The 13,403-nt window shown below is 46.5% G+C and carries 13 protein-coding genes; 5 read left to right on the forward strand and 8 right to left on the reverse strand.

The window, feature by feature from the left end; all coding sequences use genetic code 11:
* Positions 1–90 precede the first annotated feature (90 nt).
* The gene (locus tag B5D50_RS11220) at positions 91–528 is read right to left on the reverse strand and encodes an LEA/WHy family protein (RefSeq protein ID WP_078922738.1); all 438 of its coding nucleotides are present in this window, start codon (positions 526–528) and stop codon (positions 91–93) included.
* A 212-nt stretch (positions 529–740) separates the two neighbouring features.
* Between B5D50_RS11220 and B5D50_RS11225 the strand changes: the two genes are divergently transcribed.
* Entirely contained in the window at positions 741–1,574 is an 834-nt protein-coding gene (locus B5D50_RS11225) for a transglutaminase-like domain-containing protein (RefSeq protein WP_078922739.1), read from the forward strand.
* Between the two features lie 61 nt (positions 1,575–1,635).
* Here the strand turns inward: B5D50_RS11225 and B5D50_RS11230 are convergent, their stop codons facing one another.
* From B5D50_RS11230 to B5D50_RS11240, 3 genes are read right to left on the reverse strand one after another with little or no spacing between them, the layout of a single operon-like run.
* Positions 1,636–2,001, reverse strand: coding sequence for a HopJ type III effector protein (locus B5D50_RS11230; protein ID WP_078922740.1), 366 nt, complete (start codon positions 1,999–2,001; stop codon positions 1,636–1,638).
* A 2-nt stretch (positions 2,002–2,003) separates the two neighbouring features.
* Positions 2,004–2,567, reverse strand: a complete 564-nt coding sequence (locus B5D50_RS11235) for a YqiA/YcfP family alpha/beta fold hydrolase (RefSeq protein ID WP_078922741.1) — start codon at positions 2,565–2,567, stop codon at positions 2,004–2,006.
* Positions 2,568–2,579: 12 nt separating this feature from the next.
* On the reverse strand, positions 2,580–3,626 hold the full coding sequence (locus B5D50_RS11240; RefSeq protein WP_078922742.1) for an NADP(H)-dependent aldo-keto reductase: 1,047 nt from the start codon (positions 3,624–3,626) through the stop codon (positions 2,580–2,582).
* A gap of 151 nt (positions 3,627–3,777) precedes the next feature.
* Between B5D50_RS11240 and B5D50_RS11245 the strand changes: the two genes are divergently transcribed.
* The gene (locus B5D50_RS11245; RefSeq protein ID WP_234975861.1) at positions 3,778–4,563 is read left to right on the forward strand and encodes an inositol monophosphatase family protein; all 786 of its coding nucleotides are present in this window, start codon (positions 3,778–3,780) and stop codon (positions 4,561–4,563) included.
* A gap of 55 nt (positions 4,564–4,618) precedes the next feature.
* Entirely contained in the window at positions 4,619–5,947 is a 1,329-nt protein-coding gene (locus B5D50_RS11250) for a right-handed parallel beta-helix repeat-containing protein (RefSeq protein WP_159448622.1), read from the forward strand.
* On the opposite strand, the gene B5D50_RS11255 is transcribed toward B5D50_RS11250, so the two are convergent.
* The 3 genes from B5D50_RS11255 to B5D50_RS11265 form a co-directional block, all read right to left on the reverse strand.
* On the reverse strand, positions 5,944–7,236 hold the full coding sequence (locus B5D50_RS11255; protein WP_078922744.1) for a replication-associated recombination protein A: 1,293 nt from the start codon (positions 7,234–7,236) through the stop codon (positions 5,944–5,946). The genes B5D50_RS11250 and B5D50_RS11255 overlap by 4 nt on opposite strands.
* Positions 7,237–7,243: 7 nt before the next feature.
* Complete coding sequence (gene lolA / locus B5D50_RS11260) at positions 7,244–7,912, reverse strand: outer membrane lipoprotein periplasmic chaperone LolA (protein ID WP_234975862.1); 669 nt, start codon at positions 7,910–7,912, stop codon at positions 7,244–7,246.
* Between the two features lie 98 nt (positions 7,913–8,010).
* Entirely contained in the window at positions 8,011–10,551 is a 2,541-nt protein-coding gene (locus B5D50_RS11265) for a DNA translocase FtsK (RefSeq protein WP_327193195.1), read from the reverse strand.
* A 176-nt stretch (positions 10,552–10,727) separates the two neighbouring features.
* Between B5D50_RS11265 and trxB the strand changes: the two genes are divergently transcribed.
* Positions 10,728–11,693 (forward strand): thioredoxin-disulfide reductase, encoded by a 966-nt coding sequence (gene trxB, locus B5D50_RS11275; protein WP_200807085.1) that lies wholly within the window; start codon positions 10,728–10,730, stop codon positions 11,691–11,693.
* A 9-nt stretch (positions 11,694–11,702) separates the two neighbouring features.
* Positions 11,703–12,455 carry a leucyl/phenylalanyl-tRNA--protein transferase gene (gene aat, locus B5D50_RS11280; RefSeq protein ID WP_078922747.1) on the forward strand — a complete coding sequence of 251 codons (753 nt, stop codon included), beginning with the start codon at positions 11,703–11,705 and terminating at the stop codon, positions 12,453–12,455.
* Here the strand turns inward: aat and B5D50_RS11285 are convergent.
* On the reverse strand, positions 12,452–13,396 hold the full coding sequence (locus B5D50_RS11285) for a S49 family peptidase (protein WP_078922748.1): 945 nt from the start codon (positions 13,394–13,396) through the stop codon (positions 12,452–12,454). The two genes, aat and B5D50_RS11285, sit on opposite strands and share 4 nt — an antisense overlap.
* Positions 13,397–13,403: the final 7 nt, after the last annotated feature.

The raw sequence follows: 13,403 nt of genomic DNA on the forward strand, positions 1-13,403 counted from the left end.
AAAACCAGAAAAACCTGCCAGCCTGTGAAAGATTGGGTTAAAAATCAGGTTTAGGTAGCTGTGTTGAACAACTACCTAGCCTGAGCAAACTTAATTCACCCCAATCCCACCCTGCCGTTGAAAAGGTACACTAATAAACGGCAAGCGCACGGCTCCATCCAATTGATATTGCACCGAGCGATTCTGCCACAGCACAGGCGCAAGCTGCATAATCGTTGCTAACTGCAATTGCACAGGGATTTGTACCGCCGTGGGTTGATTCGGCGGCAGATACATGGCTTGGCGCTGATCACCGCTAGCAACCGGTGTACCGTTTAAACGCAAATTATATTGCACCCCTTCTAATGGAATGGGGAAGGCATTCGGATTGGTCACATTCAAACTCACCAACCCCGTACCTTGCGTGAGTGAGAGGCTTTGTAAACTCACGTCTTGCACCGAAATACTCGGCGGTGCGACCACATTGGGCATTGCAGTGCAACCTGCCAGTAAACTCATAGCCCCAAATAACAATGTTGTTAACTTCATCAGATTTTTTCTTATTCAATAACAGAAGTTGTTATCATAAGCCAAGTGTCTCACCACGCAAGCCTAGATCACATAATTTCTATCCAGCCATTCACTATTTTGTGGTGAATAGACTAGCCTATTAAGTTTAAGCAGCGCTTGATTGGCGCACAAATTGCTTCGTAATTGCTACCTGCCCTATTCATGCCCCACTTTTGCCCCGAGGATTCTGTATGAGCCTTATTCAAGTTGCCACCAAACTCGATTACAAACTGGAATCACCTACCAGCTTTATTTTTAGCTTAATGCCTGCACTCAATCCGCATCAAATCATTCAGCAAGAAAATTTAATTTTAAACCCCTACCTGCCCTATGAAACCTTTAACACGGATAACTGTGGCGGGCGGAGCCTGCGTTTGACAGTGCAAAGCGAGTTTTTTAGTATCGACTACGCAGCAACCCTTGCTTTGCAAGTTAATACGGCGGATCCCTATACCTTACCGGAAACTCCTTATCTACAATTGCCACCCGAGGTATTACCTTATCTCAATCCCAGTCGCTATTGTGAATCAGATCGGCTAGGGCGCTTTGCCTATAAAACCTTTGCCAATTTCCCCAGTAGTTATGCACGGGTCGCCGCAGTAGTCGACTGGGTATACCAACATATTGAATATCTACCTGGTACCACCAATGCCTCTAGTGGTGCTTGTGAGGTCTTATTGCAGCGGGCGGGGGTTTGTCGTGACTTTGCACATTTAAGCATCAGTTTATGCCGTAGCCTAGGGATTCCCGCCCGCTATGTATCTGCTTATGCACCCGGCTTAGAACCCCCATCAGATTTTCATGGAGTATTTGAGGCTTATTTAGGCGGTCATTGGTATTGCTTCGATGCCACTCGCATGGCCCCCCTGAGTAGCTTAGTGCGAATTAGTACGGCGCGTGATGCCGCTGATGCCTCATTTGCAACCATTATTGGCAAAGCTAGCCTAACCAATATGCAGGTTTCAGCCAGCAACCTAAGCTCGCAGGAAACGGTCAGCGCGGGTTTAGTGATTAGCATGAGCTAACTAAGCTTAGCCAACCACACAGAGGCCAACTTCCAATGGCCTCAATTTAGTACCTAAATAGTCAACCCCCTGACTTACTTTTTAACGCAGGCTCAGATCCGAGAAATTCAAGCCCCGCCCAACCGTGACGCATAAAACTGCGAATATTCGCATGATCACTACCCTCTGGGGTGGCGAGCACATTCTGGTAATGTTCGGCAAAGCAAGCTAAAGTTTGCTCAGCTGACAATTGCTGAAGCAAGCCAAAAGCAAACACCTTGCAAGAACCTTCATTTGTACCTGCCGGATTATGGATAACCTCTGCACCTAAGCCATTATTAAAGCTTTGTGGTGTGTACTGATAATAGGTTTCAAGGGTAGCAATAACCTCCGCAAATTTGAGCTGCTGTGGATCTTGCAGCCGCAATAAAAGATGCTCAAGCGTCATGATTAATCTCTAAAAAAATGATCCATTAAATCCAATACCGCCGAATAGCGACTAAAGCTATGATTGCCGCCTGCAAACACCAGCTGATGGCAAGCACGATAATAAGCCAAGCCTTCCTGCCAGTCTAAAACTTCATCACCGCGCTCTTGCATAAACAGGATCTGCTCTGGATAAAGCGGTGCAGGCAAATCGAGAGCATGGAGTTCTTGCAAATGGGCTTGAGTGAATTCGTATTGCTGGTCGCCATAAAAACTCTTAATTAGCCCTACAGCTGGACGCAATACCAGCCCCGGATGCACCGCCGGATTCACGACCACTGCTTTCAAACGAAAGCGTGCAACCAATACCGTTGCATAGAAGCCACCTAAGGAGCTGCCAATTAAGTGTGGTGGCTCTTTAGCATCTTGCACTATCGACTCTAAAATTTGCATTGCCTCCAGTGGATACGGGGGCAAATCAGGGCAAACCCACTCTTGCTCACGCCCTTGCGCGGCTAGCCAACGCTGAGTCAGTTGCGCTTTTACTGAAAGTGATGAGGAAAGAAAGCCATGAATATACACAATCATTAGCAGTATCCACTAAGGACAAGGATTAGGATGAGCATCATGAATCGCTTCAATGCCTTTCAGGACTTCCTCAGATAACACTAAATCCACACTGGCAATATTCTTGCGGAGCTGTTCCATAGTGGTAGCACCAATAATATTAGCCGTTAAGAAGGGGCGTGAATTCACATAAGCCAAAGCCATTTGTGCTGGATCTAAGCCGTGCTGTTGAGCCAATTCAACATACTGTTGAGTCACTGTTTGTGCATGCTCATGCGTATAGCGAGTGAAGTATTGCCCCCAGCGTGTCAAGCGAGTTCCCTCTGGACGCTGCCCCTGCAAATATTTACCACTGAGCACACCAAAACCAAGAGGTGAATAGGCTAATAAGCCCACAGAACTACGATGGGCAAACTCAGCTAAACCCACTTCATAGCTACGATTTAACAAACTATAGGGATTTTGTATGGTCACCACGGAAGGCAAATTTAAGTCTTTAGCTAAGCTTAAGTATTCAGCTAAACCCCAAGGGGTTTCATTGGATAAGCCAATCTGGCGTACCTTGCCTGCAGAGACCAGTTGACCTAAAGCAGTCAAGGTTTCTGTAATCGTTTCGGGATGATGGTCTTTGCCATAGCGATAACCGAGTTGCCCAAAATAATTTGTATTGCGACTAGGCCAATGGACTTGATAAAGATCCAGATAATCTGTCTGTAACCGTTGCAAGCTAGCCTCGCATGCTTGCTGAATATGCTCAGCACTTAAACGCGGTCCCTCTCGTAAATGCCCTAGCACTTCTTTTCGCCCAGGTCCAGCTACTTTACTTGCAAGAACAAATTGATCTCGATCCGAGCGTTTGTTTAGCCAAGTACCAATATACTGTTCAGTGCGGCCTTGCGTAGCGGCATTAATCGGCACGGGATACATTTCTGCTGCATCAATGAAGTTAATACCCTGTTCTAGGGCATAATCAAGCTGTTGATGTGCCTCGGCTTCCGTGTTTTGCTCACCGAAGGTCATGGTACCTAAACAAATCTTGCTGACTTTAATATCAGTTTTTCCTAAACGGCGATACTCCATCCCCGACTCCTAGGTGGTAGTTATTTTGACTGCTGATTATAACGCAATTCTGCCGACCCGCCTCAAAACACTTAAAATGAGCACTTGACGCGCGTCAGCTAATCCTGCTGAATGTCGCTTTTTTTGACTTACTTTCAGCGAAATTAACCTAATGATGAGTCCTTTCCTGCACACGGCACTTGAAGCAGCGCGTACTGCTCAAGAGATTATCCTGCATTACTACCACGGCAGCTTTGATATTGAATTAAAACCTGATCAATCTCCGGTCACCATTGCAGATCTTGAAGCCGAACAAGCTATTAAAAACCTGATTCTAGCCCGCTTCCCAGAGCATGGTTTTTTCGGTGAAGAAACTGGCAAAACCAACCCCGATGCCGAATACACTTGGCTAATTGATCCGATTGATGGGACGAAAAGCTTCGTGCGCCGCTATCCGATGTTTTCGACTCAGATTGCCCTGATGCAAGGCTCTGAGCTGATTTTAGGCGTTTCTAATGCCCCCGCCTTTGGTGAATTAGCGTATGCCGAGCGAGGTCAAGGCGCTTTCCTCAATAACCAACCCCTTAAAGTCAGTGGCTATACCGAGTTAAAACAAGCAGCATTGTCTTTAGGGAATATCGCCTCCTTAGCCGCTAGCCCGCAATGGGCTGCTTTAGGCCAGATCATCCCTCAAGTACAACGGATTCGCGGTTATGGTGATTTTCTGCATTATCACTTATTAGCCAGCGGTAAATTAGAGATCGTGATTGAATCGGATGTCAATATTCTCGATGTCGCCGCTCTCTCCGTGATCGTGCAGGAAGCAGGCGGGGTCTTAACTGATTTAAACGGGCAAACCTTGAACCTCGCCAGTACCAGTATCTTAGCGGCGGCCAGCCCTGAATTACATCAACAGGTATTACAACACCTGCACTATCAAGGGATTAATGCAAGCTAGCCTTAAAGCGGCTAGACTTAAAAACCACTCAAATCGACAATCAGGTCAGGCTATCATGATGAAAATAGATCGAGCCGTACTAGCTAGCCTGTTGGCAATTGTCTTGCTAACAGCCTGCAGCGATGAGCAACTGGATGATATTCAAACAGATATTGATAATAATCTTTATCCAGACAAAGATTACTCAAGCGTCATCACTTTCCCTACGACCAACAATACCGCTTGCCCTAACTGGCAGGCGAATAGCACGATTACCTTACGCGAGTCACTCAGCTTGCCCGCTAATTGCACCTTCCAACAGGTCACAGTGCTGATTGACCGCCCTAATGTCGAACTAAACTGTAATCAGGCGGTGTTTAATGGATTGACCACCGTAGCGCGCAATAAATACGGTAAAGCCTATACCCCAGCAACAGCCCCCACCCGCTATGGGATTATTGTCAAAGGAGCTGAGGCTGGCGTGCGGGTCAGTAATGTCACTATTCGCAATTGCCAATTCTTAAATTACAGTGATGCCATTACTGCACATATTGAATTAAAACAAAATACCTTATTAGGCTTACGCAATGGGACTATTCAAGAAAGCACCATTCAAGCAATCGCGCCAACTCGAATTAATGTATTCAACTCACGGATCATTAATTCCCACATGCACGGAATTTTTCTTAATCGCTATATCACGCATTTAAACGTCAATAATACGCGCATTTTAGGCTCATCTAATTCAGGTATTTATTTAGGTGCTGATACTGAGTATGCTTTGATTGAAAATTCCGTATTTGAAGGCAATGGCTTCTCTAATTATGATACTGAAACTTTAAAACGTTTCCCCCGGCGCGATGAAACCTCTCGCCGTGAAGCAATTGCAGTCGATGCCTCCAGTCATAATCAAATTAGTCATAATACTTTCCGGGACAATGGTGATGGTGGGGTATATTTATATAAAAACTGTTGGGAGTTTGAAGAAGAACCACTCACGGCCCCCCATCGCTATGGCTCTAACTCTAATTTGATCACAAGTAATGACTTTTCTGCTGAGGAAACTGCGATTTGGGTCGCTGAGCGGGCTGATCGAAATCTGGCTGATTTTACCTGTGGTGACCCACTGATTTATACTGCTAATTCTAATAAATACTATCGTGATATTGCTCAAAATAATATTATTAGCAATAACAAGATCAATCACAATAAATTTGGTATTCGTGTACAAGACAATGGTACGGTGATTACCAATAATAGTTTTATCGGTACTAAATCAGGGCCGGATATTTGGGTCTATAGTGTGGTTCGCCAAGCCATCAATGATCCGGTTAACACCACCACGATTCGTGATAATACTTTAAGCAAACCGAATAATATTCTTTATGAAAATGGTGCAAGCTAAGACTCTCCGCGCAGCTTCGCCAGTTTTTCACGAATTTTCAGCTCTAAACCCCGCTCAACTGGTTGGTAATAACGCCGACCTTTGAGCGGTTCGGGGAAATAGTTTTCGCCAGCTGCATACGCATCGGTTTCGTCATGGGCATAGCGATAAGCGCGGCCATAATCCAGAGCTTGCATCAGTTTTGTGGGCGCATTACGCAGATGCAGCGGTACATCTAGTGAGCCGAATTGCTTTGCATCGGCCATTGCTTGTTTAAAAGCACGATAACTCGCATTACTTTTGGGTGCACAAGCCAAATAAACCACGGCTTGAGCTAGCATCAACTCACCTTCAGGGCTACCTAAGCGCTCATAAGCATCCCAAGCATTTAAGGCAAGTTGCAAACCGCGTGGATCGGCATTGCCAATATCCTCGGAGGCCATCCTTACCAGCCGCCGAGCAATATATAAAGGGTCACAGCCCCCATCTAGCATGCGACAAAACCAATACAAAGCCGCGTCTGGATCAGTCCCACGAATTGATTTATGTAAGGCTGAAATTTGCTCATAGAATAAATCGCCTGCTTTATCAAAACGCCGTAACGAACCACTGGTAACTTCATGGATGGTTTCATCACTGATCAGCCAACCTTGCTCGGTTGCTTCAGCTAGATCAGCCGCTAGCTCTAGCCACACTAAAGCCCGACGAGCATCACCGTCTGCCATCTGCACTAATTGCTCTAAAGCCGTCGCACTCAGTTTCAAACTCCGCGCACCTAAACCCTGCTCTGGATCGGTTAAAGCCTGCTGTAAAATCTGATGTAACTCAGCAGGGCTTAAACTACGCAAGACATAAGTCCGCACCCGTGAAAGCAGTGCATTATTCAGCTCAAACGAAGGATTTTCAGTCGTTGCACCAATAAAAATCAGCACACCCGCTTCAATATGTGGCAGGAAAGCATCTTGCTGGGCTTTATTGAAACGATGGACTTCATCAACAAATAGCACCGTGGCTTTGCCAAATTGCTGACGATTATTTTGAGCGACCTCAACAGCTGCCCGAATTTCCTTTACACCTGCGAGCACCGCAGACAGGGTTAAAAACTCAGCTTGCCAATAGTGAGCAATCAAGCGCGCCAAAGTGGTTTTACCTGTCCCCGGCGGCCCCCAAAATAGCATTGAATGCAGATAGCCTTCCTCTAAAGCACGACGCAAGGGTTTGGCGGGTGCCAATAAATGCGACTGCCCCACATAAGTGGCTAAAGTTCGCGGACGCATCCGCTCTGCTAGGGGTGTGAAGGCAGTCGCCATACTCAGCTTAAGATGGCTTACCAATCACATCGACACCTGCCGGTGGCTTGAACTGAAACCGTGAAGTATCAATATTCACATCCAGCTTCATTCCTCGGAAATGAATATAAGTCTGCTGACCGAACTTATCGCCCAAAACCATTTCTTGAATCCCCTGCTCACTCATCCCCAGATCCATCGTGGTGAAATCAGAGTCTTTTTTATGCGGCTTGAGGCGAAACCAAGACAATTTACTGTTTTCGGCCTCCATTGGCTCGACTGCAAACTGCTTTTCAACCGGTTGCTTACTTAATAACATGCCCACTGGGGCAGCGGATAGGGCTTGGGTCATCGGTTTGACGGTGACTTGATCTAACTCCACATCATACACCCAAACATTTTTACCATCGGCAACAATTTGATGCGACTCAGGAGCCGCATATTCCCAACGGAATTTGCCCGGACGCGATAAATAAACCGTGCCTTTAGAATTCTGCTTAAGTTTGCCTTTGTCATCATAGACTTCTTGCACAAAGCTAGACTGCATGGAATTGACCGTGGTAAAAAATTGGTTTAACTGTGCACGCCCATCGGCGGCTGAAACCTGCCCAGTAGAAGGTGAGGTATCAGTTTCGGCATAAACACCTTGCATTAAACCAACCACCAAAAATACGCTGACTAATAGTTTTTTCATCATAAAACTCAACAAGATCCTAATTTTAATTTAATTAGCTTTAATCTAATTAGTCTTAATTTAACTAATTTCAATTTAACTACAATTTAACTATTTTTAATCTAATAATCATCGACCGGTGGCGGTGCGAGCACATCACGGGTACCATTGGCTAGCACTGCACTAACCACTCCCGCAAGCTCCATATCCTCAATCATGCGTGCTGCACGGTTATAACCCACTTTTAAACGGCGTTGCAGATAGGAAATCGAAGCCCGACGCGATTCAGTAACAACTTTCACCGCCTCATCGTACAGCGGATCAGCCTCTTCACCGGCTTCTAATGGCTCTAAGCCCGGAATCGCATCCGAACCACCTTCCGTATCAGCTAGGACACCAACAATATATTCAGGTTCCCGTTGCTGCTTCAGATAAGTGGCTACATCCTCCACTTCTTGGTCAGTAACGAGGGCACCATGAATGCGTTGTGGGATGGACGTACCCGGTGGCATATACAACATATCACCATAGCCGAGTAGCTGATCCGCCCCACCTTGATCGAGAATCGTCCGTGAGTCGATTTTAGTCGACACTTGGAAAGCAATCCGCGAAGGAATATTTGCCTTAATCAAACCCGTAATCACATCCACGGAAGGCCGTTGCGTCGCTAAAATCAAGTGAATCCCCGCTGCCCGTGCTTTTTGGGCTAGGCGTGCAATCAACTCTTCCACCTTTTTCCCCACCACCATCATCATATCGGCAAATTCGTCGATCACAATGACGATATAAGGCAAGGGTTGTAAAGCTTGGGGCTGCATGTCTAGCGATTTAGCAGGGTCAAATAAGGGGTCAGGAATGGGTTCACCACGAGCCTCGGCTTCTTCTACCTTCGTATTGAAACCGGTGATATTGCGCACTTTTAGCTTAGACATCAGCAAATAGCGGCGCTCCATCTCTGCCACACACCAACGCAAGGCATTGGCAGAATCTTTCATATCGGTGACAACAGGAGCTAATAAATGCGGAATATTCTCATAGCTACTTAACTCTAACATTTTGGGGTCAATCAAAATGAGGCGCACCTGCTCGGGGGTTGCTTTATACAATAAGCTTAAGAGCATGGCATTCACTGCCACTGATTTCCCTGAGCCGGTTGTACCTGCCACCAGTAAATGTGGCATCCGTGCTAAATCGGCTACAATCGGATTACCAGCAATATCTTTACCCAAAGCTAAAGTGAGTGGCGAGACACTTTTTTGATAAGCACGCGACTCAATCAACTCACTAATCGTGACCACATCGCGCTTTTCATTCGGCACTTCAATCCCAATCGTCGGTCGCCCCGGAATAACCTCCACCACACGCACACTAGAAACGCACATATTGCGGGCTAAATCATTGGCTAACCCAGAAATCTTGCTAGCTTTCGTCCCATCCGGCAGCTGCAACTCAAAGCGAGTAATCACAGGTCCTGGCTCACAAGCCACCACGGTTGTATCTTTCACTCCATAATGTCCCAGCGACTCCACTAAGCGGGAGGCCAGTAAATCCAAAGCTTCTTTCGACTGACGGACCCGATCCTTCGCTGAAGGTGGTGGATTTAACAGTGATAAGCGCGGTAAGGTCACGGAGCTATCAGGATTTAGGGTATAAGCAGCATCTGCCAAAACATTATCCCGCACGGCCTGATCCGCTGCTGTCGTCCGCACTCTCGGCGTTTTTTCCTCAGCCACCTCTTTCACTGGCAATTTGGTCGGTACTTCTAAAGTTTTGGTTGGCTTGTCGGTGCGCTCTAAGTCTAAGGGCTGCTCACGCTCAGCAACCCCATGATCATCAAACAGTGGATCGTGTGATCCATAGGGGTCGGTTTCTAATGGATTACGCTTACCCGTCATTTGCTCTTTTAACGATTGCAACGCTGAAACCTTACCGAGCAAAGCCCCCATTTTACTCACCGACTCACCACTCGATTTTAATAAGTCCTTACTTACACTTAAGGTTGTGCCAGAGGCTGCCGCGACTGTAGGAGCATGCTTATCCTTCATGCCTTGTGCTTTTTCAAAGACACTCAACATGAAATCACCGACCTTTTCAGTGACCTCTCCCCATGAAATATCTGCGACTACGGTCAACCCTCCCAAAAACAAGGACAATAACACCAGCAAACTGCCATAAAAGCCTAAGAAGGTACCTTGTAGACCACCCGTTACCACAGACCCAAGGATACCCCCACCAATGCCATCGGGATAAGGTACAAATAGCATGTGCGCCAAACCACTCCCTGCCACGAGGGTCAAAATCGCCCCCACTATCGTAATCACATCATTCAGACCCCCAATAGGATTCGCAGGTGTGCGTAAATGTTTTGGATAGCGGAAGGCAGTCAAGCCTAAAGCCACTAAGACCACCGGCACGGCATAGGCAAAATAACCTAATAAGCCATACAGAAAATTGGCTAACCATGCACCCTTACAGCCCGCGAGGTTTTTGCACACCGCCACACCAATGCCGCTATTATTGTGCACAAAAGGCCCTGGGTCTTTAGCATCATATGAGACGAGGGCTAACAGCAGCACGGCTGCGATCCCCATAAAGACGATCATCGAGGCTTGTTGCAAACTAACACGCTTGCGCTGGTTGAGTTTAATTTTATCCTTGCTCAAGTCACCTACTTCCTTAGTTTTTTAAGTAATCAGCCAGCTAAAAGTATAGCCCGTTCTGCCAGCTTGAAATCTACTCATTGGATTACTACTTTACCCTATACTCTGCCTGCCTTAGGATTAGGCCAGTTATTTTGGCAGCATGAGCTTGCCCATAAAAAATGAGGATTATATTATACATGAACACCAAACATTGCCGACTATTGATCCTAGGTTCAGGACCAGCCGGTTATACCGCAGCAGTTTATGCAGCACGAGCTAATTTAAACCCTGTTTTAATCACAGGCATGGCACAAGGCGGTCAGCTTATGACCACCACTGAAGTGGACAATTGGCCGGGCGATAATAATGGCGTAATGGGGCCTGAACTCATGACGCGCATGCAAAAACACGCTGAGCGCTTCAATACTGAGATTATCTTTGATCAAATTCACGCTGTCGATTTAAAACAACGTCCTTTTACCCTAAAAGGTGACGCTGGCCTCTATACTTGTGATGCGTTGATTATAGCCACCGGCGCTTCAGCGATGTATTTAGGCTTAGATTCTGAGCAAGCTTTCCGTGGCAAGGGTGTTTCTGCTTGTGCAACTTGTGATGGTTTTTTCTATCGTAAGCAACGAGTCGCCGTCATCGGGGGCGGTAATACGGCGGTAGAAGAAGCATTGTATCTGTCTAATCTAGCCTCTGAAGTGGTTCTAATCCATCGCCGGGATAGTTTACGTGCCGAAAAGATCATGCAGGATCATCTGTTTGAAAAAGCGAAACACGGTAATATTCGGATTGTATGGAATCATACTTTAGATGAAGTGTTAGGCGATAAAACTGGGGTCACCGGTATTCGGATTAAAAGCACGCAAACGGGTGAAACCGAAAATATTGACTTAACCGGGATTTTCATTGCGATTGGACATAAGCCCAATACGGATATTTTTGCAGGCCAACTTGAGATGAATAGCGGCTATATCAAAGTTAACAGTGGCCTTGAAGGCAATGCAACCGCCACCAGTGTCGAAGGGGTGTACGCGGCAGGTGATGTCATGGATCATGTTTATCGTCAAGCGATCACCTCAGCAGGAACCGGTTGTATGGCTGCCTTGGATGCTGAGCGTTATCTTGATATGCTGGCTAAAATTGATAAAACTTAATTGATAGAGATGACTCGCCAGCTTCGATTGCATTTACTCAACCCTAATCGACCAGATGAAAACTTTCCTCCGGTTGAGCAGGCTTGGGATGAACCGAATGGCTTATTAGCAGTCGGTGGCGATTTAAGCCTCAAACGCTTGGTGAATGCTTATCAACATGGCATTTTCCCTTGGTTTGGCCCGCGTGAACCGATTTATTGGTGGAGCCCCGACCCGCGAGCGGTGCTCTATCCAAAAAATATTCGTATTAGCCGTAGCCTGCGTAAGTCCATGCGCAACAAAGGTTATCAAGTCCGCTTTGATCAGAATTTTTCAGCGGTCGTGCGTGCCTGTTCAGCCCCTCGTAGCTATACCAATGGCACTTGGATCACTGATGATATGCATGCCGCTTATTGCCGACTGCATTTAGCGGGTTGGGCGCATTCAGTAGAAATTTATGATGCCACGGGTACAGAGCTAGTCGGTGGTTTATATGGCGTGGCGAGTGGTGGTGTATTCTGTGGGGAATCCATGTTTAGTCGTGCCCCCGATACCTCAAAAATGGCTTTAGTTGCTCTGGCTTATCACCTAAAAACCTGGGGCTTTGCTTTAATTGATTGCCAAATGGCCAATCCTTATCTCATGAGTATGGGGGCTGAGACGATTAGCCGTGCTCAATTCTTGCGTACCTTAGCAAATCACCCTTACACTCCCTTTAAAACTACTTGGCAAGTCGATCCCAACATCGACTTATCGCGTTGGGATCCTGAACTGTGTCTCTAAATCCAGCCCAGTGTCATGGAATAATTCAATAGCATTTTCATCGACAGACTTACTTTCTCAGTCAAACGCTGGATGAGATCTTTTTCGGCAGTAAAATTAACGAGGGTTTCAGCACCAATCAACTCACGGGCTACATAAGACTCACTCCCCAAACCATCAATCAGCCCCAGCTCCACCGCAGTTTCACCTGTCCAAAATAGGCCACTAAATAACTCAGGATTATTCTTTAAACGTTCGCCCCGACCCTGCTTGACCACTTGAATAAACTGCTGATGAGTCACTGCCAGCATGCTATTGATATGGGCAACTTCTGCTGGATTTTCTGGCAAGAACGGATCTAGCATGCCTTTATTGTCACCCGCCGTATACAAGCGGCGTTCAATACCTAATTTTTGCATGGCATCCACCGCCCCAAAGCTGTCCATGCGTACCCCAATAGAACCCACAATACTGGCTTTATCAGCATAAATTTTGTCCGCAGCAACTGCAATGTAGTAACCACCCGAGGCACACATATCCATCACCACCGCATACACCGGGATATTTTGATACTGTTCTTTTAAACGGCGAATCTCATCATTAATATACCCCGCCTGCACAGGGCTACCACCGGGGCTATTAATTTTTAAAATCACACCTTTAGTTTTGGGGTTTTCAAAAGCCTTGCGCAAGCTTGGAATCAGCAAATCGGCACTGGCCTCTGCTCCATCCATAATCGCCCCTTTGACCTCGACAACAGCACTGACTTTATCTGCCGTACTTAAAGCCGACTTAGACTCCAAACCGCGACCCAAGCCCAGCATCATGCCAAGCGCGAGCAACAAATAACCAACAAAGAATAATTTGAAAAAAATACCCCAACGCCTTGCACGCCGTTGCTCTTTAAGCCCCTCCATTGCTATTTCTTTTAGTACTTGAATCGCTTGGGTTTCTTCATTCATGCGCTCG

Origin of the sequence: Thiothrix eikelboomii, assembly GCF_900167255.1 — a bacterium.
In the GTDB taxonomy this organism is placed as follows: Bacteria; Pseudomonadota; Gammaproteobacteria; order Thiotrichales; family Thiotrichaceae; genus Thiolinea; species Thiolinea eikelboomii.